At 54.7% G+C, this 22,417-nt stretch carries 21 protein-coding genes, 8 tRNA genes and 1 rRNA gene; 28 read left to right on the top strand and 2 right to left on the bottom strand.

The features are described 5' to 3' along the window. The 28 genes from AC27KL_RS24215 to trxB form a co-directional block, all read left to right on the top strand. Positions 1-228 (top strand): 23S ribosomal RNA (locus AC27KL_RS24215); the annotation flags it as partial. Positions 229-403: 175 nt separating this feature from the next. Beyond that, positions 404-495, top strand: a tRNA-Ser gene (locus tag AC27KL_RS24210). Between the two features lie 28 nt (positions 496-523). After that, positions 524-600, top strand: a tRNA-Met gene (locus AC27KL_RS24205). A 10-nt stretch (positions 601-610) separates the two neighbouring features. After that, a tRNA-Val gene (locus tag AC27KL_RS24200) sits at positions 611-686 on the top strand. A gap of 5 nt (positions 687-691) precedes the next feature. Next, positions 692-767: transfer RNA gene (locus tag AC27KL_RS24195), tRNA-Thr, on the top strand. A gap of 12 nt (positions 768-779) precedes the next feature. Next, positions 780-856: transfer RNA gene (locus tag AC27KL_RS24190), tRNA-Asp, on the top strand. Positions 857-933: 77 nt separating this feature from the next. Continuing rightward, positions 934-1,006: transfer RNA gene (locus AC27KL_RS24185), tRNA-Phe, on the top strand. 8 nt (positions 1,007-1,014) lie between these two features. After that, positions 1,015-1,100, top strand: a tRNA-Tyr gene (locus AC27KL_RS24180). Positions 1,101-1,107: 7 nt separating this feature from the next. After that, positions 1,108-1,180: transfer RNA gene (locus AC27KL_RS24175), tRNA-Lys, on the top strand. Positions 1,181-1,354: 174 nt separating this feature from the next. Then, positions 1,355-2,503: a PucR family transcriptional regulator gene (locus AC27KL_RS24170; protein ID WP_487171373.1), complete on the top strand. Its 1,149-nt coding sequence runs from the start codon at positions 1,355-1,357 to the stop codon at positions 2,501-2,503. 104 nt (positions 2,504-2,607) lie between these two features. After that, positions 2,608-3,732 carry an ABC transporter ATP-binding protein gene (locus AC27KL_RS24165; RefSeq protein WP_036715626.1) on the top strand — a complete coding sequence of 375 codons (1,125 nt, stop codon included), beginning with the start codon at positions 2,608-2,610 and terminating at the stop codon, positions 3,730-3,732. A 239-nt stretch (positions 3,733-3,971) separates the two neighbouring features. Next, positions 3,972-4,910, top strand: coding sequence for an HPr(Ser) kinase/phosphatase (gene hprK / locus AC27KL_RS24160; protein WP_036715627.1), 939 nt, complete (start codon positions 3,972-3,974; stop codon positions 4,908-4,910). Positions 4,911-4,922: 12 nt separating this feature from the next. Continuing rightward, complete coding sequence (gene lgt, locus AC27KL_RS24155) at positions 4,923-5,963, top strand: prolipoprotein diacylglyceryl transferase (protein ID WP_487171372.1); 1,041 nt, start codon at positions 4,923-4,925, stop codon at positions 5,961-5,963. Between the two features lie 7 nt (positions 5,964-5,970). Beyond that, positions 5,971-6,612 (top strand): pyrophosphatase PpaX, encoded by a 642-nt coding sequence (gene ppaX / locus AC27KL_RS24150; protein WP_487171371.1) that lies wholly within the window; start codon positions 5,971-5,973, stop codon positions 6,610-6,612. A gap of 6 nt (positions 6,613-6,618) precedes the next feature. Beyond that, a complete protein-coding gene (locus AC27KL_RS24145; protein WP_487171370.1) occupies positions 6,619-7,155 on the top strand; it encodes an acyltransferase in 537 nt (178 codons plus the stop codon). Between the two features lie 260 nt (positions 7,156-7,415). Further along, complete coding sequence (locus AC27KL_RS24140; protein WP_487171369.1) at positions 7,416-8,618, top strand: acyltransferase; 1,203 nt, start codon at positions 7,416-7,418, stop codon at positions 8,616-8,618. 318 nt (positions 8,619-8,936) lie between these two features. Next, a complete protein-coding gene (locus AC27KL_RS24135) occupies positions 8,937-10,109 on the top strand; it encodes an ATP phosphoribosyltransferase regulatory subunit (protein ID WP_487171368.1) in 1,173 nt (390 codons plus the stop codon). A gap of 56 nt (positions 10,110-10,165) precedes the next feature. After that, positions 10,166-10,798 (top strand): ATP phosphoribosyltransferase, encoded by a 633-nt coding sequence (gene hisG, locus AC27KL_RS24130; RefSeq protein ID WP_487171367.1) that lies wholly within the window; start codon positions 10,166-10,168, stop codon positions 10,796-10,798. 55 nt (positions 10,799-10,853) lie between these two features. Beyond that, a complete protein-coding gene (hisD, locus tag AC27KL_RS24125) occupies positions 10,854-12,161 on the top strand; it encodes a histidinol dehydrogenase (RefSeq protein WP_487171366.1) in 1,308 nt (435 codons plus the stop codon). Next, positions 12,151-12,759 (top strand): imidazoleglycerol-phosphate dehydratase HisB, encoded by a 609-nt coding sequence (hisB, locus tag AC27KL_RS24120; RefSeq protein WP_036715359.1) that lies wholly within the window; start codon positions 12,151-12,153, stop codon positions 12,757-12,759. Before hisD ends, hisB begins: the two co-directional genes overlap by 11 nt. Next, a complete protein-coding gene (hisH, locus tag AC27KL_RS24115; RefSeq protein ID WP_487171365.1) occupies positions 12,760-13,386 on the top strand; it encodes an imidazole glycerol phosphate synthase subunit HisH in 627 nt (208 codons plus the stop codon). Between the two features lie 95 nt (positions 13,387-13,481). Then, positions 13,482-14,210 (top strand): 1-(5-phosphoribosyl)-5-[(5-phosphoribosylamino)methylideneamino]imidazole-4-carboxamide isomerase, encoded by a 729-nt coding sequence (hisA, locus tag AC27KL_RS24110; RefSeq protein WP_052147432.1) that lies wholly within the window; start codon positions 13,482-13,484, stop codon positions 14,208-14,210. A gap of 77 nt (positions 14,211-14,287) precedes the next feature. Next, the gene (gene hisF, locus AC27KL_RS24105; protein ID WP_487171364.1) at positions 14,288-15,046 is read left to right on the top strand and encodes an imidazole glycerol phosphate synthase subunit HisF; all 759 of its coding nucleotides are present in this window, start codon (positions 14,288-14,290) and stop codon (positions 15,044-15,046) included. Further along, positions 15,043-15,741: a bifunctional phosphoribosyl-AMP cyclohydrolase/phosphoribosyl-ATP diphosphatase HisIE gene (gene hisIE / locus AC27KL_RS24100; RefSeq protein WP_487171363.1), complete on the top strand. Its 699-nt coding sequence runs from the start codon at positions 15,043-15,045 to the stop codon at positions 15,739-15,741. The genes hisF and hisIE overlap by 4 nt, the downstream gene beginning before the upstream one ends. A 17-nt stretch (positions 15,742-15,758) precedes the next feature. Further along, on the top strand, positions 15,759-16,583 hold the full coding sequence (hisJ, locus tag AC27KL_RS24095; protein WP_487171362.1) for a histidinol-phosphatase HisJ: 825 nt from the start codon (positions 15,759-15,761) through the stop codon (positions 16,581-16,583). A 21-nt stretch (positions 16,584-16,604) separates the two neighbouring features. Then, positions 16,605-17,552 carry a ribose-phosphate diphosphokinase gene (locus tag AC27KL_RS24090; RefSeq protein WP_036715352.1) on the top strand — a complete coding sequence of 316 codons (948 nt, stop codon included), beginning with the start codon at positions 16,605-16,607 and terminating at the stop codon, positions 17,550-17,552. Between the two features lie 200 nt (positions 17,553-17,752). Further along, a complete protein-coding gene (locus tag AC27KL_RS24085) occupies positions 17,753-19,504 on the top strand; it encodes a tetratricopeptide repeat protein (protein WP_340996255.1) in 1,752 nt (583 codons plus the stop codon). A 73-nt stretch (positions 19,505-19,577) separates the two neighbouring features. Continuing rightward, on the top strand, positions 19,578-20,525 hold the full coding sequence (gene trxB / locus AC27KL_RS24080; protein WP_487171361.1) for a thioredoxin-disulfide reductase: 948 nt from the start codon (positions 19,578-19,580) through the stop codon (positions 20,523-20,525). 79 nt (positions 20,526-20,604) lie between these two features. Here the strand turns inward: trxB and AC27KL_RS24075 are convergent, their stop codons facing one another. Both AC27KL_RS24075 and AC27KL_RS24070 read right to left on the bottom strand, forming a co-directional pair. Continuing rightward, positions 20,605-21,207: a response regulator transcription factor gene (locus AC27KL_RS24075; RefSeq protein ID WP_487171360.1), complete on the bottom strand. Its 603-nt coding sequence runs from the start codon at positions 21,205-21,207 to the stop codon at positions 20,605-20,607. A gap of 55 nt (positions 21,208-21,262) precedes the next feature. Then, a complete protein-coding gene (locus AC27KL_RS24070; protein WP_487171359.1) occupies positions 21,263-22,417 on the bottom strand; it encodes a sensor histidine kinase in 1,155 nt (384 codons plus the stop codon).

Below are 22,417 nucleotides of genomic sequence, written 5' to 3'. Positions count from 1 at the left end.
GACCGGGATGGACGTACCGCTGGTGCACCAGTTGTTCCGCCAGGAGCATGGCTGGGTAGCTACGTACGGACGGGATAAGCGCTGAAAGCATCTAAGCGTGAAGCCCCCCTCAAGATGAGATTTCCCAGTATGTAAGACCCCTTGAAGACGACGAGGTAGATAGGTTGGAGGTGGAAGTGCAGCAATGCATGGAGCTGACCAATACTAATCGGTCGAGGGCTTATCCTAAAGAAACCCACCAAAGTGAAGAGCAGCTTCGCAGCTGATTCCGAGTACTTTGGCGGGGCCCGGAACAAAAACCGGGAAATGCTACGGAAATTAAAACGCAAAACGTTTCGTATCTAGTTTTCAGGTGATCAAACATCTGATGGAAATATCTTTACGTATATACAGCGATATGCTTGGAGAGATACCCAAGTGGCTATAAGGGGACCCTCTGCTAAGGGGTTAGACTGCGTAAGCGGTGCGAGGGTTCGAATCCCTCTCTCTCCGCCATTGTATACTACGAAAGATATATAAATATGGCGGCGTAGCTCAGCTGGCTAGAGCGTACGGTTCATACCCGTGAGGTCGGGGGTTCGATCCCCTCCGCCGCTACCATACATATTTTGGAGACTTAGCTCAGCTGGGAGAGCATCTGCCTTACAAGCAGAGGGTCGGGGGTTCGATCCCCTCAGTCTCCACCATATACGCCGGTGTAGCTCAATTGGTAGAGCAACTGACTTGTAATCAGTAGGTTGGGGGTTCAAGTCCTCTCGCCGGCACCATTTGAATAATGCGGAACCGTGGTGTAGAGGCCTAACATGCCTGCCTGTCACGCAGGAGATCGCGGGTTCGAATCCCGTCGGTTCCGCCATTCATTTCAATTGAAAAAGGGATTTCCACAAAGGAAAGTGGGAAGATGAAACATCCACCACTTTATTTTTTTTGTAAGGCTCGGTAGCTCAGTCGGTAGAGCAGAGGACTGAAAATCCTCGTGTCGGCGGTTCGATTCCGTCCCGAGCCACCTTATATGGAGGCTTAGCGAAGTGGCCAAACGCAGCAGACTGTAAATCTGTTCTCGTACGAGTTCGGTGGTTCGAATCCATCAGCCTCCACCAGTTTTATGAGCCATTAGCTCAGTTGGTAGAGCACCTGACTTTTAATCAGGGTGTCGAAGGTTCGAGTCCTTCATGGCTCATCCGAAAGACCATTAACCATTCCGGTTGATGGTCTTTTTTGTTTTTACCCAGACGGATTCGTTTCTGCATCCGACTTGTTTACAAATAAAATCCGTTTTTCGGAATTTGTCTCGCAATATGATAAAATAAGAAACAAAAAAACGGCAAAGTGGTGGATCGCATCGATGGTGGAGATGGAAACATTACGTACCAAATTGGAACAGATCGTTGGAGCGCCTTTAAGCATCAAGCAATTAACCAAACAGCAATCCGAAATGGTATTGGATCACGCCGAACGGCAAGAGACGGAACAAGTCGTCAATCACGGCGGACAGAACACGGGAAAGAAACGGAGACTTAAAGCTTCGGTCATCGTTGATGACAGCGTCTGGTACCCTCTGTACGCGAAAAATGGGCACATCCATGTGCTGGAGGCTCCCGTGCGGGAAATCAGCGAGGAGTCGAGGCAGCTTATCGAGCTGCTTATTACTCAGGTTAGGCCGCAAAACGACGAACCCACGGTCCAGGCCGAGGAAGAACGCGAGGTCATGCGTTTTAGCGCCTGGCTTATGGAACAGTTGGATCAGGAGCGCGGCGACAGCGAGGTACCCGATGATTTGGATCTTAAACGGCGTTTGATCGGCGAGATGATTCCGTTTCTGCTGACGTCGGAAAGCGTTCATGCCGTTGAAGTGAACCGTACGCAGCTGAAAAGACTGCTAAAGAGCTATTTTGACGGGGAAGTGGTGCTTGTACCTCTCCGCAGCCATGAATGGCTGATTTTGGCCAAAAAAGAACTGGTCATCGGCGCAGGGGAGGAGAAAGACGAAGACAACCTTGAATCCGAGATGGACCTGCTTTCGGCTTTTGGTTTAGGTTTGTATGAGCTGATCGCCAATGAGTGGGTGGGGACCTTCCATTTGTCGGTTACGCCATCCATTATGCCGGTCAAGTCGCTGCCTTCTGCGGTAAGCCTTCTCCGGGAAACGATTTTTTTGGGACGGACCTTCCATGTCGCCAAACACGTCCATTTCCCTTGGGAGCTGCTGCTGGAGCGCTTGATATACAGCATCCCTTTGGATCAGCGCAGGCAGTTTTTGGAGCAGGCAGGGGATTACGGAGTCTTGTTTTCCGACAATGAAACCTTATCGACGCTCGAAACCTTCTTCCAGCTGGACTGCAACGTGAGCGAAACGGCCAAACGGTTATATATTCACCGGAACACGCTTTTATACCGCCTGGATAAGATCAAGCAAGAGACCGGACTGGACGTCAGAAGCTTTGGGGACGCGGTTTTAGTGAAGCTGACGATGTTATTGTATAAAGTAACGAAAAGAAAATAGGTTTTTTGTGCAGTTTGTGTATAGCCAGTCTGTAGGGGTTAGGTTATTATAATACTATAAAAATGTATTCGATTTCATAATATACACTTAAGGGGGCAAATCTCATGGCAGGTGTACGTTTAGAGCATATTTTCAAAAAATATCCGGGTTCCGACAAAGCAACGGTTAAGGATATCAGCCTTGATATTCAGGACAAGGAGTTTTTGGTACTGGTAGGTCCGTCCGGTTGCGGTAAATCGACGACCCTCCGTATGATCGCCGGTTTGGAAGAGATTTCGGAAGGCAAGCTTTACATCGGCGACCGCGTCGTGAACGACGTCGCTCCTAAAGACCGCGATATCGCGATGGTATTCCAATCTTACGCTTTGTATCCTCACATGAACGTATATCAAAACATGGCATTTGGCCTGAAGCTGCGTAAAGTGAAGAAAGACGAAATTGACAAACGTGTACGTGAAGCAGCCAAAATCCTCGACATCGAGCATTTGCTTGACCGCAAACCGAAGGCTCTCTCCGGTGGTCAGCGTCAGCGTGTGGCCTTGGGCCGCGCCATCGTGCGTGATCCGCAAGTCTTCCTTATGGACGAACCGCTTTCCAACTTGGACGCTAAACTTCGCGGTCAAATGCGCGCGGAAATCACGAAACTGGTTAAACGTCTTGAAACCACTTGTATTTACGTAACGCACGACCAAACGGAAGCCATGACCATGGGCGATCGTATCGTTGTTATGCAAGACGGCATCATTCAACAGGCTGCTTCTCCGGAAGTATTGTACAACAGCCCTCAAAACCTGTTCGTTGCCGGATTTATCGGTTCCCCTACGATGAACTTCATCAACGGTACGCTGTCTGAGTCCAACGGAACCGTACGTTTCCGCTCGGAAGGTCTGGACGTTGAAGTTCCAGGCGGAAAAGCACAGCTTCTGAAAAGCAAAGGCTACATCGGCAAAGAGGTTATCATGGGCGTTCGTCCTGAAGATATCCACGAAGAGCCCGTGTTCATGGAAGCTTCTCCAAACACGATCTTCACTTCCCATGTAGACGTTACGGAAAACCTGGGTCACGAAATGCTCCTCTACCTGAGCGGCGTTGGCAGCGACACGGTCATCGCCCGCGTCGACGGACGTTCCAACACCCGTGAAGGAAGCAGCGTTCGCCTTGCCATCGATATGAACAAGATTCATATCTTCGACAAAGAATCCGAATTGAACGTATTGTTGACGGACTAATCCAGGCGGTACGCCTGAAACCCAAAGCCGCCCTTAGGGGCGGCTTTTTTATATTGGATTCGAGCGGCGTAAGATCCGGCGGCTCACTGCCAGCCGTTGCCCGGTTCTGCTCCCGATTGCCAACATTGCATTCATTGGAAATTTCCGATACGATGGGTACATTGGATTCGTTAGAATGGCCCGAAGTGGCAGCAAAAGGGCTGAATTCTGAGCCTATCGGACAGAAAGGAAGATCTGACATGGCCAAAAAAGTGAAAGTAGCAGAATTGGTGCAACAATTTCAGCTGGAAGTGATATCCGGCGAGCAAGGATTAAAACGGGTCATTACGACCGATGACTTGAATCGCCCGGGTTTGGAAATGGCCGGTTATTTTGAGTATCATCCGCAGGAAAGGGTTCAGCTGCTCGGAAGAACGGAGCTGGCCTTTTTCAGCATGCTTAAGCCGGAAGAGCGCAAGGATCGCATGGAGCGTTTGTGCGGCGAAGTAACCCCCTGCATCGTAGTGACGAGGGGACTCGACGTGCCCGAGGAGCTCGTGCAGATGAGCCAGGAGAAAAACGTGCCGGTGCTGCGGAGCAGCATGGCGACGACGATTTTGTCGAGCCGCATCACAGGATTTTTGGAAAGAAGACTGGCACCGACGACGACCATTCACGGCGTATTATGCGACGTCTATGGCGTAGGAATGCTGATCACGGGCAGCAGCGGCATCGGAAAAAGCGAAACGGCGCTGGAGCTCGTGAAACGGGGACATCGGCTGATCGCCGACGATGCGGTCGAAATCCGCCAAACGTCGGACAGCCAGCTGCACGGCACCGCTCCGGAGCTGATCCGGCATCTGCTGGAGATTCGCGGCGTCGGCATTATCAACGTGATGACGCTGTTTGGGGCCGGGGCCATCCGGAACAATAAGCGCATTACGCTGGTGGTGAAGCTGGAGGCCTGGCAGCAGGATAAGCAATACGACCGCCTAGGCTTGGACGAGGAAACGACGCGGATCCTTGATACCGATATTCCGCTCGTCACGATCCCGGTCCGCCCTGGTCGGAACTTGGCCGTCATCATCGAGGTGGCTGCGATGAATTACCGTTTGAAGCAGATGGGCCTGAACGCGGCCTTGCAGTTTACGAACAAGCTGACCGCTACCATTGCGGAAGACATGGAAGATATGGATTAGGAGAGTGAAAACATGGCCACATTGCTTCTCAATCCAATCGCATTTTCGATTGGGTCCTTGTCCGTTCACTGGTACGGCCTGATTCTAGGCTTCGGTGCGCTGGCAGGGCTTGTGCTTGCCATCCGCGAGGGCAAAAGGTTCGGCATCTCGCCGGAATTTTTTATGGACTTGCTGCTGCTTGGCGTTCCTTCCGCCATTATCGGCGCGCGGATTTATTTTGTCGCGTTTAAATGGGATGATTATAAGGATCATCTGATCGATGTCTTCAAAATTTGGAACGGCGGGATTGCCATCTACGGCGCTTTGATCGGTGCCATCATCTGCGCAATCATCTACTTCCGTTACAGAGGGTATAATTTCTGGCGGATTGCCGACATTTGCGCCCCCGCGCTGTTGACGGGGCAAATGATCGGCCGCTGGGGCAACTACGTCAATCAGGAAGCTTACGGCGGACCGGTTGCGGAAACGTTTTTGCGCGATAAGCTCCATCTCCCGAATTTTATCGTGGACCAAATGAACGTTCAGGGCGTGTACCATCACCCGACGTTTTTGTATGAATCGTTATGGAGCCTCGTGGGCATTATTATTTTGTTCATTCTCCGCCGCCAAAGATTTTTGCGGGCAGCCGAGCTGTTTTTGAGTTACTTCATCTGGTATTCGATCGGCCGCTTTTTTATCGAAGGATTGCGTACCGACTCGCTTGCCTTCATCGGACCGAACTGGCTCGCATCGTTTGTCGACGGGCTGTGGAAGCCGATGGAATGGTTCGGTTTTGAGCATGGGGCGCTGGATCCGGCTTACGGCAACGTCAGGATTTCGCAGCTGCTTGCCGTTCTGATCGTCGTCGTTGCCGTCGTCATGATTATTGTTCGCCGCGCAACGGGCAGAGCCGAGGTTCGTTACCTGGATCCGATCTACTCGACGAAAGCAAACCATGACCAAGTCCCTGAGGCACAGGCCGAAGAGAACCACGCCGCGGAACGCGAGGCGGCGCCTGAGGAATCCGTGACGAAACATTCAGCGGCAGACAACACGGAGGATAAAAAGGAGTAGTTGCAGCATGATAGACACCATATTATTCGATCTGGACGGAACGATCGTGGACACCAACGAGCTGATCATCAGTTCGTTTATGCACGTGCTCGAGGCACATCGCCTGACCCCGCTGACGCGGGAGGAAATCATTCCGAAGATGGGGGCGACGCTGGAGCAGCAGCTTCAGCAGTTTTCCGGTCTCGGGGATATTACGGCGCTGCACAAAACGTACCGCAGTTATAACGATGAGCATCATGACGCGATGGTGCAGCTTTTTCCCCATGTGGAGGAGGTTCTGCGGCAGCTTCATGAAAAGGGCGTTCGTCTCGGGGTCGTCACGACCAAAAATAAACCCGGCACGATCCGGGTTCTGGACATGTTCGGATTGCAAAAATATATGGGAGCCGTGATCACGCTAAACGACGTCGAACATCCGAAACCGCATCCGGAGCCTGTGCTGAAGGCGGTTCGGATGCTTGGTTCCGATCCTGCCCGCACGCTGATGGTCGGGGACAGCCCGATGGACATCCAGTCGGCTAAAGCTGCAGGCGTGATGGCGGCCGGCGTAGCTTGGTCTTTAAAAGGCGAAAAAACGCTGCTGGAATATAAGCCGGATTACATACTCAAGGATATGCATGATCTATTTTCGCTGGTCGGACAGGAGTAGAGCATTGTGAGAAAAGTGACGCGGTATCCGGTGGAAGGGCCAAATGCGCTTTGGCAAATCTACAAAACCGTCAGCCCTTGGAAAGGGGTCAAAAATTTCATCTGCATTCAGGCGGCCCGGTATTGTCCGATCCTTCCGCTCAAAAACTGGATTTACCGGCATTTGATCGGGATGAAGGTCGGCGAGCATACGGCGTTTGGGCTGATGGTGATGGTCGACGTGTTTTTTCCGGAAAAGATCCGTATCGGCAACAATTCGATTATCGGCTACAACTCCACCATTTTGGCGCATGAATATTTGATCGACGAATACCGGCTGGGCGAAGTCGTGATTGGAGACCATGTCCTGATCGGGGCCAACACGACGATTTTGCCGGGTGTCACCATCGGGGACGGGGCAGTCGTTGCCGCAGGGGCCGTCGTCCACAAGGACGTTGCTCCGGGTGCTTTTGTCGGCGGCAATCCGCTCCGGGAATTAAAACGAAGCAGCGATGCGGGCGCGACGGAAACGGTAACCATGGGGCAGCGGCAGGCTGACGGATAGGCGTTTAACGCGAATCGCAGAAACGGGAAAACATCCAAAGAACAAGCTTTGGATGTTTTTTCTTTATTGGCCCTTCATGCTTATATAAAAGATCCTGAAAGCGCAATTTTTCCGCAATAGTTACAGTATCGTCGTATTTTTATTTTTTCTGGCGCATCTGGTAGAAAGTATAGTATTTTTAATAGAGTAGACGTTGGGGAAAATCAGAGACAACTTAGACCGTAACGCGTCAGGAAATCCATGAATACGGGAGAGTTTGCATGCTAAAGAAAAAAGAACGCATTATGGAGCTGGATATTTTCCGCTCATTTGCCATCATGGCCGTATTATTGATCCATGCTACATCGACGACGCTCGTGACGACGCAAGGCACTTCTTCGTATTATCCTTATTTGTTCGCGAACATTTTCAGCAAATTCGCCGTGCCTGTTTTTATTTTTTTGAGCGGATTCGTGCTTTTCTATAATTATTTGGACAAGCCGATCAATAAATCGATGCTGAAAACCTTTTATACGAAAAGGCTGCTCTATATTTTGGTGCCGTATATTTTAGTTTCATTTTGCTATTTTTTGCTGAATACATACGCTAAAGGAAAGCTGGGCCTTCCGATCACCCAGCTCGGACATGATTTTGGCCTGCAGTTGTTAAAAGGGACCGCCCACACCCATCTGTATTATTTGATCATTATGCTGCAGCTGTATATTTTGTTTCCGCTTTTTTTATGGTGGTTTCAAAAACAACGCTCCATTTTGCCTTGGGTCGCCTTGATCGGTTTTGCGATTCAGTGGGCGTACATTTATTTGAACAAGTACGGCTTTCACCTGCCTAAAGAAGGCGTCTACGGGATGGGGATCAAACTGCCGCTGCCTAAGGGGAGCATCGCGTTTTCTTATATGTCCTTCTATTTGTTCGGCGCGCTCATTGCGGCCTATTACGCACAGCTGAAAGAATGGCTGATCATGACATGGGAAGGCTTCAAAAGCGGGAAAGGCATCGTCTGGATCGCCGTATGGGCGGCCTGGCTGGCCGTCGGCATCGTGCACGTCAATTTGTACTACAATTTGAACACGCGGGGAAGCAAAATCAACAGTTTATGGTATGAGCTCGCGTGGGATGTGCACTCCCTGCTGTCTTGCATCGTGTTGATGCAGGTGTCATACCTGATTTACCGGCATGGCTGGAAATGGCTTAGCGGAGCGTTAACGTCCATGGGAGCCTGCTCCTTCGGCATTTTCCTGCTGCATCCGGCGCTGCTGTATCTGTACCGTAAAATTCCGGCCCATGGAGGCACGCTGGAATACGCCGCGCGAATTGCGGGGGGATGGATCATCGCCCTTGGCATTTCGTGGCTGGTCGTCCATATCGCCTTCCGTTACGTGAGCTGGTCTTGGATTTTCTTCGGAACGGCGCCGAAACGGCCGCAAAAACAGGCGGAGGACAATACCGTCAAACTGAACATGTAATCCAAAGACAGACCGTCCGGCCATGCCGGGCGGTTTTCTCGTATGGAGGAAAAATATCCCGCAAGTCGATTCATCGTTCGAAACCGGAGTTAAGGAACAACTGACAAGTCCAGTAAACGATTGGTAAGATATGAGCATAGGAAAAGGAGAATTCAGGAAAGGTAGTAAAGCAGCGGCGGTTGAACCGAACACACTCGTTGACGTAATCGGTATTTCATGATAATATATCCATTATTCTTTACTTTGGTAGCATGGTAGTACTTTAACGTATTGAAGAAATCGAACATAAATAACCTGATAATCGATGGGGTGACTTTCGTGACGAAACCAAAGGGTTTTGAAAAGCCGGTCGGCGTCCGCGATTATTTGCCGTACGCGGTGGATAAGCTGCGCGCGATCGAGCAGAACGTGCTCGACTGCATGAGCCGCTGGGGCTATCGGCAGATCATGACGCCGACGATGGAGTTCTACGATACCGTGGGCGTAGCCAGTTCGACGTCCGACCAGAAGCTGTTCAAGCTGCTCAACAATCGCGGCACGACGCTTGTGCTTCGTTCGGATATGACTTCTCCCATTGCGCGGGTGGTATCTTCCTTGCTGAAGGAAGAGCCGCTGCCGATCCGCCTTTCGTATCACGCCAACGTATTCCGGGCGTTTGAGGAGGAGGCGGGACGCGAGGCGGAATTTTTCCAGACCGGGTTGGAGCTGGTCGGCGACGATTCTCCGGAGGCCGATGCCGAAGTCGTGGCGCTGGCGATCGCGTCGCTGAAAGCGGCGGGCGTCACTTCGTTTAAAATCGCCATGGGCCATGTCGGTTTCCTGAACGGGCTGTTTGAAGAGGTGCTGGCCGGAGGCGTCCATGAGCAGCAGATGTTGAAGCAGCATTTGCTTGACCGCAATTACGTCGGGTTCCGGAAGGCGATCCGCGAGCTCGAACTGCCGATTTCCGATTCGCAGCGGCAAGAGCTGGAAGCCATCCTGCGCCTGCGCGGCGGCAAGGAAATTTGCGACCAGGCGATGGCGTTGAGCGAACATGAGCTGGCGCGCAGCTCCATCAACCATTTGTGCAAAGTATGGGAAGTGCTGGAGGCCTACGGCGTTTCCGAGCATGTATTGATCGATCTGACGATGATCGGCGATTTTTCGTATTATACGGGCATGACGTTCGAAGGTTATGCGGCCGAGATCGGTTTTCCGGTGTGCAGCGGCGGCAGGTACGACAACTTGCTGCGCCAGTTCGGCAGGGATGTACCGGCGACGGGGTTTGCGCTGAAGACCAACCGGATTCTCGACGGCATCCACGGAAGCGTGGAAGAGGTTGTACGCCCGGTGCTCATCAGGTATAGCGCGGCCAACCGCAAGAAAGGCCTTGAGCGGGCCGGAGAGCTGAGAAGCCGGGGGCTGGCGGTCGTGACGCGGCTGATACAAGACGGAGAAGCGGTTCCCGCCGAAGCGGACGGAATTTACGATCGGGTGGAAGACTTCTTCTAAGGGAGACGAAGATAGGGATCGAATGCCTGATTCGAACATGATAAGGAGGGAGAACGTTGGCGGAAATATTGAAGGTAGCAATGCCCAAAGGACGGATCTATAAAAAAGCCGCCGAGCTGTTCCGGGCTGCCGGCCTGCCGATCGACGCCGAAGTGGATGAAACCCGCAAGCTGGTTATCGGCTTGCCGGAGCTCGACATGGAATTTATTTTGGCGAAACCGGTGGACGTGCCGACGTACGTGGAATACGGAGCGGCGGATATCGGGATCGTCGGCAAGGACGTGCTGATGGAAGAAAACCGCGACGTCTACGAGCTGCTCGATCTAGGCATCGCCAAATGCCGCATGTCGGTCATCGGCCTGCCGAATTGGCAGCCTGGGATTCAGCAGCGGGTAGCCACGAAATATCCGAACGTGGCGTCGCAATATTTTCGCGAGCAGGGGCAGCAGGTCGAAGTCATCAAGCTGAACGGCTCCATCGAGCTCGCGCCGCTGATCGGCCTGGCCGACCGCATCGTGGATATGGTGGAAACCGGGCAGACGCTGAAGGAAAACGGGCTGGTCGAAATGAACCGGATTTTTGACATCACCAGTCGCCTGATTGCCAATCGGGTCAGCTATCGGATGAAAAACGCGCAAATTCAATCGCTGTGCGACCGTCTGCAAAAGGCGATTGCCGCTGAAGCATAAAGCGCCGCCGGGACGGGGAGCCGAAGACAGATCAATAGAGCAAGGAGAGATGAGGATGAAGGTAGTGTCGGTTGAGCAGTTCGATCTGCGCAGGGAAGTCGATTACGGAACGCCTGAGCAAAACGACGTCGTCAAGCGGATCGTCCATGACGTCAAAACCGGAGGCGACGAAGCGCTGCTTCGTTACACCCAAGAGCTGGATCATGCGGAGCTTACCGCAGACATGCTGCGGGTGACCAAGGAAGAGCTGGAAGCGGCATACGATCAGGTCGAGGATTCCTTTGTTCAAGCGATCTCGGCTGCGGCCGGCAACATTCGGGCGTTCCATATGCGGGAGAAGCGCAACTCATGGATGGACCTGCAGCCCGACGGCAGCATTTTGGGGCAAATCATCCGGCCGCTGAAGCGTGTGGGCGTGTATGTTCCGGGAGGGAAAGCGGCCTATCCGTCTTCGGTGCTGATGAACGTCATTCCGGCCCAAGTGGCGGGCGTTCCCGAGATCGTGATGGTTACGCCGCCTTCGACCGGCGGGAAGGAAGGGATCAACCCTTACATCCTGGTGGCGGCCGCGGAAGCGGGCGTCCACGAAATTTACCGCGTCGGAGGCGCGCAGGCGATTGCCGCACTCGCTTACGGCACGGAAACGATCGCTCCGGTCGATAAAATATGCGGACCGGGCAACATCTACGTGGCGCTTGCGAAACGCGAGGTATATGGCGCCGTCGACATCGACAGCATCGCCGGACCGAGCGAGATCGTCGTGCTTGCCGACGAGACGGCCGATCCGGAGTACGTGGCGGCCGACCTGCTGTCGCAGGCGGAGCATGACGAGATGGCGTCGGCCATTCTCGTCACGCCGTCGCGGCAGCTGGCCGATCTTGTGGCCGCCGAAGTCGGGCGGCAGCTGGAGCTTCTGCCGAGACGGGCCATTGCGGCGGCGTCGGTGGAGCAATACGGCGCGATTATCGTAACCGAATCGCTTCAGGAAGGAATCTCCGTGGTGAACCGGTTAGCGCCGGAGCATCTGGAGCTGATGGTCGCCGATCCGATGGCGATCGTAGGTTTGATCGAAAACGCGGGCGCCATTTTCCTTGGCGCATACAGTTCGGAGCCTGTCGGAGATTATTTTGCCGGCCCGAACCATATCATTCCGACAAACGGAACGGCGAGATTTTCCTCGCCGGTGGACGTGGACGATTTCATCAAAAAATCGAGCATGATTTACTATAGCAAGGAAGCCCTGCTGAAGAACGGGGCTGCCATTATGGAGCTGGCGCGGGGCGAAGGGCTGGAGGCCCATGCCCGGGCGATCGAGGTCCGGCTGAAACGGGAAGGAAAGGCAGGAGGAAGCAATGGAAATTAATCAAGCAAACGGAACCAGAAGCGCAAGCATCACCCGCAAAACGAATGAAACGGATATCCAGTTGACGTTTTCCGTCGATGGGACGGGCGTATCGGAGCTGGAAACGGATGTTCCGTTTTTGAATCATATGCTAGACCTGTTTACGAAGCATGGACAATTCGACTTGAAAGTGCAGGCCCGGGGGGACATCGAGATCGACGACCACCATACGGTGGAGGATATCGGCATTTGCCTCGGCCAAACGCTGCGCGAGGCGCTCGGCGACAAAAAAGGCATCAAGCGCTATGCCAGCGTCTTCGTGCCGATGGATGAGGCCCTGGCCCAGGTCGTGATCGACATCAGCAACCGGCCGCATTTCGAATACCGCGCGGAATATCCTTCCGCCCAAGTCGGCAGCTTCACGACGGAGCTTGTGCACGAGTTTCTGTGGAAGCTGGCGCTTGAAGCGCGCATCACGCTGCATGTCATCGTGCATTACGGCCAAAACACGCATCATATGATCGAAGCGGTATTCAAGGCGCTCGGCAGGGCGCTGGACGAAGCGACCAGCATCGATCCGCGCGTGACGGGGGTTCCATCCACGAAAGGAGTGCTCTAAGTGGCAATCGCGATCGTGGATTACGGCATGGGCAATCTGCACAGCGTGAGCAAAGCCGTGGAGCGCCTCGGCGGCGAGGCGCTCGTGACGGGCGATCGAAGCGAGATCATGGGAGCGGACGGCATCATTTTGCCCGGGGTCGGCGCTTATGGCGATGCGATGGAGCATTTGCGGGCAAGCGGCCTTAACGGCGTCATGCAAGATGCCGCTGCCGCGGGCAAGCCGCTGCTCGGCATCTGCCTCGGCATGCAGCTGTTGTTCAGCAGCAGCGAGGAGCATGGAAACCATGAAGGGCTCGGGCTGCTGCCTGGCCGGGTGATTCGTTTTGCCGAAGGGGACTACAAGGTGCCGCATATGGGGTGGAACCGGCTGGAGTTCCTGCGGAAGGACGATCCGCTGCTTGCGGGACTTGAGGAAGGGCATGTCTATTTCGTGCATTCGTATCATGTTCTTCCGGAAACGAAAACGGACCTTCTGGCCGTAACGGATTACGGGCAGCCGGTCACGGCCATCGTCGGCCGCGGCAGCGTATACGGCATGCAGTTTCACCCGGAAAAAAGCGGGGAGCTCGGCATGGAGCTGCTGGGACGTTTCCTTTCGCTTTGCGGCGCAGGCGTACGGAAATAAGCGGGTTCAAGGATGCGTCCGGCCGCCCGATGTCAAACGTTCGGTATGCAGGTTAGGCGCTGTTTTACGAAAAAGGGAAAGCGGGGAGAATCTCGATGTCATTCATCATTTATCCGGCCATTGATATCCGCGGAGGCAAGTGCGTCCGCTTGGTACAAGGGGATTACAATCAGGAAACGGTTTATAACGAAAGCCCGCTGGCTGCAGCCAAAGCTTGGGAAGCGCAAGGCGGTTCTTATATTCATCTGGTGGACCTGGACGGGGCGAAAGCCGGACATCCGGTCAATGACGAGGTCATCGGCGCGATTGCGGCGGGCGTAGGCGTGCCCGTTCAAGTCGGAGGCGGCCTTCGGACGGTCGGCGACGTGAAACGCCTGCTTTCCCTTGGCGTCAGCCGCGTCATTATCGGTACGGCGGCCATCGAAGACCGGGCGTTTACGGAAGAAGTGCTCGGCACCTACGGCGACAAAGTGGCGATCGGCATCGATGCGAGGAACGGTTACGTGGCGACCCGCGGCTGGCTTGAGACCTCGGAGGTAAAAGCGGAGGAGCTTGCCAAGGAGCTGGCGGCCAAAGGCGCGGAAACGTTCATTTTCACGGACATTTCCCGCGACGGCATGATGCAGGGGCCGAACGTGGACGCGATCGTATCGTTAGCCAAAAGCAGCGGGCGTACGGTCATCGCCTCCGGCGGCGTCAGCGTGCTTGACGACCTCGTACGGCTGAACGAATATAGCCGGGAGGGCGTCGGCGGCGCGATCGTCGGCAAGGCCTTGTATACGGGCAGCATCAACCTTGCGGAAGCGGTAAAGGCCTTAAAATAAGCAGCGGACATAGGATTTCTTGGCGTTAGAGGAGGTGCCTTTGACGTTCGCGAGACGATGAGAGGGGGAGAAAATCCATGCTGGCAAAACGCATCATTCCATGCCTGGACGTGAAAGACGGACGGGTGGTTAAAGGGGTCAACTTCGAAAATCTGCGCGATGCGGGCGATCCGGTCGAGCTTGCGGCATTATATGACCGCGAAGGAGCCGACGAGCTCGTATTCCTGGACATATCGGCTTCCGTGGAAGGAAGGCAAACGATGGTGGAGGTCGTTCGGCAAACGGCCGGCGAAATCGCCATTCCGTTTACGGTCGGCGGGGGCATCTCCAAGGTCGACGACATGACCCGGATCCTTCGCGCCGGCGCCGACAAAATCGGCATCAACACGGCGGCGGTGACGAATCCGCAGCTGATCGCGGACGGGGCGCGGCGTTTCGGCTCGCAGTGCATCGTCGTGGCCGTGGATGCCAAATTCAACGAGGCCTGGGGCGAATGGGAAGTGTATACGCACGGCGGCCGCAAGGCTTCGGGAATTCGGGCCCTGGAGTGGGTGAAACAGGCGGAGAAGCTGGGCGCGGGCGAAATTTTGCTGACCAGCATGGATGCCGACGGCACGAAGGACGGCTTCGACCTTCCTTTGACGGCCGCCGTCGCCGACGCGATCCGGATTCCCGTCATCGCTTCGGGCGGAGCGGGCACGAAGGACGACTTCGTCGACGTGTTTACGAAAGGAAAAGCGGACGCCGGGCTTGCAGCGACCATTTTTCACTATAAAGAAATTTCGATACCGGAACTCAAGCTGGATTTGAAACAAAAAGGGGTTGAAATCAGATGAAAAGCGAACCGCAAGAGCAGTCCTGGGAGCTTGTGCAGGAGCAGATCAAATTTGATAAGGACGGGCTTGTCCCGGCCATCGTTCAGGATGCCGACAGCAAAAACGTGCTGATGATGGCTTACATGAACCGGGAGTCGTTGAAGCGTTCGATGGAAACCGGCGAAACCTGGTTTTGGAGCCGGTCGCGCGGGGAACTGTGGCATAAGGGCGGAAGCTCGGGCCATACGCAAAAAATCGTCTCCGCGCATTACGATTGCGACGGCGACACCCTCTTGTTCCTCGTAAACCCGGCGGGGCCTGCTTGCCATACCGGCGAGACGACCTGCTTCTACCGCGGGTTTGCGTCCCCTGCGCTTGCTGCGGCGGAGCCCGGAGCCGGCGCGGCTTCCGGCAGACATCGTTTTTCGGTTCTGGAGGAGCTGGAGCAAATCATCGCCGAGCGGGAAAAGGAACGCCCGGAAGGCGCCTATACGACATATCTCTTTGACAAAGGCGTCGATAAAATCCTGAAAAAGGTGGGCGAGGAGACGGCGGAAACGATCATCGCCGCCAAAAACCAGGATAACGCCGAGCTGCGCCTGGAGGTCAGCGATTTGATCTACCATTTGCTCGTGCTGCTCCAGGAGCGAAAGCTGCCGCTTGACGATATTATGGCCGAGCTGGAACGCCGCCACGAACGTCCGCGCAGGGATTAGAAGGGGGCCTTTTAGTCATGTTGATCGATTATCATACGCATCACGCCCGCTGCGGCCATGCGGTCGGGGAGCTGGAGGAGTACGTGCGCCGCGGCATCGAGATCGGACTGAGCCATATCGGGCTGTCGGACCATATGCCGCTGCTTCACGTCGACCCTGCCCGGTATTATCCGGAAATGGCCATGCCGATGGAAGAACTTCCGCGCTACGTGGAGGAATGCCTGAGCCTGAAGGAGAAGTATAAAGGACAGATCGATATACGCGTCGGTTTGGAAGGCGATTATATCGAAGGCTGGGAGGAAGCGATCGAGAAGATCGTGAAGGCTTATCCTTGGGATTACGTCATCGGCTCGGTCCATTTCCTCGGAGAGTGGGACATTACCGACCCCCGGCAGATCCAAGGCTGGGAAGGCCGCGACAGGCTCGAAGTTTACCGTACCTATTACGAAGCGGTGCGGAAGGCGGCGGCGACCGGCTTCTACGATATCATGGGCCATTTGGACGTCATCAAACGGTTCGGCTTACATCCGGGCCCGGAAGCGGCTGCGGAAGTCGAGGCGCTGGAAAACGCGGCCCTTGCCGCCGTAGCCGAAAGCGGCGTTGCGATGGAACTGAACGCTTCGGGGCTCTCCAAGCCTTGCGCCGACATGTTTCCGTCCGACAGAATGCTGCGGGAAGCTTGCCGGCTGGACATTCCGATGACGCTCGGCTCCGACGCCCATGATCCGATGAAGCTCGGGGAGAATTTGGACCGCGCAAGGCTGGCGCTTCATCAAGCGGGCTTCCGCCGGCTGGCGGTGTTCGAGAAGCGGCAGAGAACGATGATTCCATTGGAAATCTAACTACGGTATCAGGAGGAGCAAATGCAGCACAGGGTGCGTATTTTTTCCGGATCGTCGAATCCGTTGTTGGCGGAAAGCATCTGCGAGATGCTTGGGGCAGAACTGGGCAGCGTTACGTTATCGCGCTTTAAAAGCGGCGAGATTTACGTCAATTACGAGGAGAGCATCCGCAACTGCGACGTGTTTATCGTGCAGTCGCTTTCGCATCCGATCAACGAGCTGTTCGTGGAGCTCCTGGTGATGATCGATGCGGCGAAACGAGCTTCGGCACGCACGATCAACATCGTTATGCCTTATTACGGATATGCCCGGCAGGAACGGAAATCGGCGCCCCGCGAACCGATTTCCGCCAAAATGGTGGCGGACGTGCTCACGACCGCCGGGGCCAGCCGCGTCATTACGATCGACCTGCACGCGCCGGCAATCCAGGGATTTTTTAATATCCCCGTGGACCATCTGACTGCGCTCGACCTGATCAGCGAATATTTGAAAGCGCTCAACCTGCCGAATCCCGTCATTGTTTCGCCGGATGCCGGGCGGGCTAAAACGGCGGAAAAGCTGGCGAACCATCTCGATTCCCCGTTCGCCATCATGTTCAAAAAACGGCCCGCGCATAACGAATCGGTCGTTACCCACGTGATCGGCGATGTGGAGGGACGGACCCCGATCATCATCGAGGACATCATCGATACGGGAAACACGATCGTCAATGTCGTCGAAAGCCTGAAGGAACGCGGAGCGTCCCCGGCCATCGTTTGCGCCACGCACGGGCTGTTTTCCGCCGATGGGCTGAAGCGCCTGGAGCATCCCCATATCCGGAACGTGGTCGTCACCAATTCCATAGCGATACAGGGCCATCCGCCCGATTGGCTGAAGGTATTGTCCGTTGCGCCGATCCTTTCGACGGCCGTACGGATCATCCTGGAAGGCGGATCGCTTGCCAACCTGTTCAGAGACGCTGGAGTCTAACTCCGGCGTCTTTTTTTGCCTTATTGCCGCTTGTTTTCCGATGCTAAAACCGGGGATTTTGGGTAAATGTACATTTTGGTTTTAATAGATATTGCCTTCGCTTGCGGCTTTAAAGTTATGGTATACTGTTCTGGATAGATGAATCTAGCATTTTGCGCGGGTAACAGGTTTATGCAACTTAAGGGAGGTGCCTTGCTTACATGGAGGATCATCATCTACGGGCTGAGGACCTACAACATAAAGTCATACCCATTCATATGGATGCCAACTTCTTTTTTGAGCGCGCTGTCCGGTCGCTGGACCGCCTTCATTACGAGAAGGCATTGAAATATTTTCGCAAAGCCGTTGAATATGAGCCGGAAAATCCGGTGAATCATTGCAATGTAGCGGGTATATTATCAGAGATGGGCGATTTTGAAGGTTCAAACGCCGTCCTTTCCGATATTTTGGAGCATGTCGACGCTTCCATGACGGAATGTTATTTTTATATGGCCAACAACTATGCCAATCTGGAGCAATTTGAAGAGGCCGAACGGGTGCTGCTTCAATATCTGGAGGAAGATCCGGCCGGTCAGTTTTTGGAAGAAGCCGAAGAAATGATGGAGCTTTTCCAATACGAGCTGGGGCGTCCGGTGAAGCCGGCCCGCATCCGCAGCCGCGAAGGCGTGGCCGAACACGAAGAGGCGCGGGCGCTGATGGAAGAGGGAAAGTTCGCCCAGGCAGCCGAGGTCCTGGAGAGGATCGTGCGGGAGCAGCCGGAATTCCTGGCCGCGCGCAACAATTTGGCGTTGGCCTATTACTACATGGGCTTATTCCGCAAAGCCAAAGCGACCATATTCGAAGTGCTGGAGCAGGAGCAGGGCAATATTCACGGTTTGTGCAACCTGGCAATATTTTACCAGCATGAAGGGGATACTACATCCTTGAACCCTCTGCTCGAAATGCTGTCGGTGATGGTTCCGTATCATCAGGAGCATGTGTTTAAACTGGCGACCACCATGGGAATCCTGGGAAGACATGCGGCAGCGTACGGCCATTTCCGCCGGCTGTTGAAGGAAGAAGAGCTGGGCGGGGACCCGAGCCTTTACCATTACACCGCGGTCGCCGCTTTTAACAGCGGAAGGTACCGGGAGGCGCGCCAGTATTGGCTGAAAGCGCAAAAGCTCGATCCCCTATCCGATATCCCCCGCTTTTACCTGGACCAGCTGGAGAAGCTGGATCTGAACGGCGGGCAGCGGTTCGAGCTCAGCTACCATTACCACTTGCCGTTCGAAGAACAGCTGAAACGGTGGGAACAAAATGAAAGCGAGCTGTGCGAGGAGGTCAAAAGCAATCCGCTCATCCGCTCCTCGTTTTTCTGGGCGCTCCGGTACGGCGATAAAGGGACGAAGCTGCAGGTAATCCGCGCGCTGGGATGGATCGCGGACGACGAGGTCCGAGAGACGTTGAAGGCCTTTTTGAACGACCCTGACGAAACGTCGGAGCTCAAGAAGGAAGCCCTGCGCGTTTTGAACGGAATGGGGCTTGAAGGCTCCGTGCAGGCCGTTCTGGAGGCGGGTGCGGCTTCGGAAATGCACGTCGCCGAGACGGAGGCTTCTTATGAGTACGACCCCGCCGGGGATACCCTGCAGGCGGTCGTCGATCAAGCTTGGCTTCGTATGGACGAGGGGGCCGACCGCGAGAAGAGGCGGCATTTGCAAAACCTGTGGTTCCAGTTTTTGGGCAAGCTATACCCGGAAAAGCCGCTGATCCGCCATACGGAAGGATGGTCCGCGGCGCTGGAGTATTTGACCGCCAAACAGCGCGGCAGCTCGCTGACGTATCAGGAAGTGGCGCAGCGGTACGGCGTGTCCGTCTCCACGGTCAGCCGGTACGCGAAACGCATTGACAGCGTCTGCTCGCCGAAGGATGAAAAGGATGATATTTTCCGTCCTTTTACAGAAAATATATAGACCATGCAGCAGGTTTGGAAACAATCGCGAGATGATCTTGAAACGATGATTCGCTCTAAAGGAGGCTAACGGAATGTACAAATCAATCATCATCGGAACCGGTCCTGCCGGACTTACGGCAGCGATTTATTTGGCCCGCGCCAACATGAAGCCGCTTGTCATCGAAGGCATGCAGCCTGGCGGGCAGCTCACGACGACGACCGAGGTGGAAAACTTCCCCGGATTTCCCGACGGGATCATGGGTCCGGAGCTGATGGACAACATGCGTAAGCAAGCCGAGCGGTTCGGTGCCGAGTTTAAGACCGGCTGGGTCAACAAGGTGGATTTCTCGAAGCGGCCGTTCAAGCTGTCCGTCGAGGGCATGGGCGAAGTGGAAAGCGAAACGGTCATTATTTCCACGGGCGCTTCGGCCAAATACCTGGGCATCCCCGGGGAACAGGAAAACGTCGGACGCGGCGTCAGCACGTGCGCGACCTGTGACGGATTTTTCTTCCGCGGCAAAAAAATCATCGTGGTCGGCGGCGGCGATTCGGCGATGGAGGAAGCGAATTTCCTGACCCGTTTCGGTTCCAGCGTCACGCTGGTGCACCGCAGGGAAGAGCTGCGCGCATCGAAAATCATGCAGGACCGCGCCCGCGCCAACGAAAAAATCCAGTGGGCGCTCAACCGGGTACCGAAGGAGATCGTTGCGGGCGATAACGGCGTGAAGGGCCTTAAGGTCTTTAACAACGAAACCCAGCAGGAAGAGCTGATTGAAGCGGACGGCATTTTCATCGCGATCGGGCATACGCCGAACACGAAGTTCCTGGAGAATCAGATCGAGACGGACGAGATCGGATATATCCTCGTCAAACCGGGAACGACGGAAACGAACGTTCCGGGCGTGTTTGCCTGCGGCGACGTGCAGGACGTGCGTTACCGCCAGGCGATTTCAGCGGCGGGAACCGGCTGCATGGCGGCGATGGACTGCGAGAAGTTCCTCGAAGGCAGCATGGTTCACGACTGGAGCGGCACGCTGTAACTTGCGATTGATAAATAAAGGGGTATCCTTTGAACCTTGACAGGGTTCAAGGGATACCCCTTGTTTTTTTGCTTGTCCGTTAAATCCAGCCGTTTCCCTCCGCCAGACTGATCGCTTCAATCCGGTTTTTGGCATCCAGCTTGTTCAGGATTTCCGAAATATAGTTGCGGACCGTGCCGTGGGAGAGATGGAGGGAACGCGCGACTTCGTTCGCCGTTTTGCCGGCGGCGATCAGCTGCAATATTTCGCGCTCCCTTGCTGTGAGCGGATTTTTCTGCGCGGCGGAGTCGAAAATCAGCTCGGGCGAAATTTCGCGATGTCCCTGCATTACCCGCCGGATCGCTTCGGCCAGCCTGTCGCTCGGCTCGTCTTTCAGCAAATATCCGCTGACCCCCGCCTTGACGGCCCGCTCGAAGTAACCCGGCCGGGCAAAGGTCGTCAGCATGATCACGCGGCAAGGCGAGTTTTCCAGCTTCAGCCGCTCGGCCACTTCGATGCCGGTTTGGATGGGCATTTCGATGTCCAGCAGGCAGACATCCGGCTTCATGCTCAAAATCATGGACAATGCCTCCTGCCCGTCTCCGGCCTGGCCCACGACCTCCAGATCATCTTCCAGGTCAAGCAAAGAGGCAAGGGCGCCGAGAAGAAGCCTTTGGTCTTCGGCAATCACGATTCGAATCATTCGGTTTTCACTCTCCTTGCCATCGGCGTTCTCATATTACAAGAAAAAATTATCGTTAACCGCGGTCCGCCTTTTGAGCATGCAGGTCGATGGACGTTTTTCTTTTGACCACCGGAACGCGGATGCTTACCGTGAAGCCGCTTCTTGAAGAAAACTCCAGCGATCCGTCGATCAGGGATAAACGTTCAAGCATTCCTTTCAGCCCGTTGCCGTCGCTTCGCGGCCCTTCCGCCCGGCCATCGAGACCTATTCCGTTATCGCTGACCGTAAGGTTTATTTCGCTTTCCGTTTGCTTCAGGGTAATGCTGCATATGTCCGCCCGGCTATGTTTGACGATATTGGTCACGGATTCCTTCAAGCACATGCTGAGAATATTTTGCGCCAGGCCGGAAATAGCCCGGGATTCGAAGTCGCCCTCCGCTTCAAGCCGTATCCCTGCGCTCTCGAGCATCCGCCTGCATGCCTGAAGCTCCTCCGTCAAGGTCAACGCGCGCATTCCGCTCACAAGCTCCCTTACCTGGCGCAGGGCGGCTCTGGAGGTTTGTTCGATTTCCCCCGCTTCAAGCAGCGCCTTCTCCGGGTCCCGGTGGATCAGCCGGGTCACGAGCTGGCTTTTTAACGTGATCAGCGACAGCGTATGGCCGAGCGTATCATGCAAATCCCGGGAAATCCGCAAACGTTCCTCGCGCTTCACCAGTTCGGCGATCCGTTCGTTGGCTTCGTTCAAATCCGTCTCCAGCTGACGCTGCCTGTACATGGATCGCATGCCGAAAGGGGACATCATCATCACGACCATGAAGGGCAGCAAGACATAAAGATCTTGCACGCCAAGACCCGGAAGATAAAACAAAAGCGGCAGGATCAGCACGGCATAGAAGAAAAACAAAGCGACGTAAAATTTTCGCCGATCCTTGTAATAAGGAATAAAACTGGATACGTAAAATCCCATAAACAACATATACGGGCTGTACGCCATGGAAAGCGAAAATAACAGCAGCATCTGCAGCCCATGCCATAAGACAAACGATTTCTTGGCGAAAAACAGCTGGCGGTAGGTTAACACGAACAAAGCAATCATCAGATAACCCGCCGCCATTCGAAATCCACGCTCGTGGGCAACGTAATAAATCGGAATAGCAATATAAATCAGCCATACATAAGGGAAGGAACCCATGTCGCTCGGAAAAAGCTCAAACCGGGAACGTTTCAA

Source organism: Paenibacillus sp. YAE3 (assembly GCF_057546105.1).
This window is presented reverse-complemented; position numbering and strand designations above follow the sequence as displayed.

What these genes read in the sequence shown, in the direction of transcription:
- AC27KL_RS24170 (WP_487171373.1), top strand. Translation starts at nt 1,355, where the DNA reads ATGGAAACATTACGTACCAAATTGGAACAGATCGTTGGAGCGCCTTTA.
- AC27KL_RS24165 (WP_036715626.1), top strand. Translation starts at nt 2,608, where the DNA reads ATGGCAGGTGTACGTTTAGAGCATATTTTCAAAAAATATCCGGGTTCC.
- hprK (WP_036715627.1), top strand. Translation starts at nt 3,972, where the DNA reads ATGGCCAAAAAAGTGAAAGTAGCAGAATTGGTGCAACAATTTCAGCTG.
- lgt (WP_487171372.1), top strand. Translation starts at nt 4,923, where the DNA reads ATGGCCACATTGCTTCTCAATCCAATCGCATTTTCGATTGGGTCCTTG.
- ppaX (WP_487171371.1), top strand. Translation starts at nt 5,971, where the DNA reads ATGATAGACACCATATTATTCGATCTGGACGGAACGATCGTGGACACC.
- AC27KL_RS24140 (WP_487171369.1), top strand. Translation starts at nt 7,416, where the DNA reads ATGCTAAAGAAAAAAGAACGCATTATGGAGCTGGATATTTTCCGCTCA.
- hisD (WP_487171366.1), top strand. Translation starts at nt 10,854, where the DNA reads ATGAAGGTAGTGTCGGTTGAGCAGTTCGATCTGCGCAGGGAAGTCGAT.
- hisB (WP_036715359.1), top strand. Translation starts at nt 12,151, where the DNA reads ATGGAAATTAATCAAGCAAACGGAACCAGAAGCGCAAGCATCACCCGC.
- hisA (WP_052147432.1), top strand. Translation starts at nt 13,482, where the DNA reads ATGTCATTCATCATTTATCCGGCCATTGATATCCGCGGAGGCAAGTGC.
- hisF (WP_487171364.1), top strand. Translation starts at nt 14,288, where the DNA reads ATGCTGGCAAAACGCATCATTCCATGCCTGGACGTGAAAGACGGACGG.
- hisIE (WP_487171363.1), top strand. Translation starts at nt 15,043, where the DNA reads ATGAAAAGCGAACCGCAAGAGCAGTCCTGGGAGCTTGTGCAGGAGCAG.
- hisJ (WP_487171362.1), top strand. Translation starts at nt 15,759, where the DNA reads ATGTTGATCGATTATCATACGCATCACGCCCGCTGCGGCCATGCGGTC.
- AC27KL_RS24090 (WP_036715352.1), top strand. Translation starts at nt 16,605, where the DNA reads ATGCAGCACAGGGTGCGTATTTTTTCCGGATCGTCGAATCCGTTGTTG.
- AC27KL_RS24085 (WP_340996255.1), top strand. Translation starts at nt 17,753, where the DNA reads ATGGAGGATCATCATCTACGGGCTGAGGACCTACAACATAAAGTCATA.
- trxB (WP_487171361.1), top strand. Translation starts at nt 19,578, where the DNA reads ATGTACAAATCAATCATCATCGGAACCGGTCCTGCCGGACTTACGGCA.
- AC27KL_RS24075 (WP_487171360.1), bottom strand. Translation starts at nt 21,207, where the DNA reads ATGATTCGAATCGTGATTGCCGAAGACCAAAGGCTTCTTCTCGGCGCC.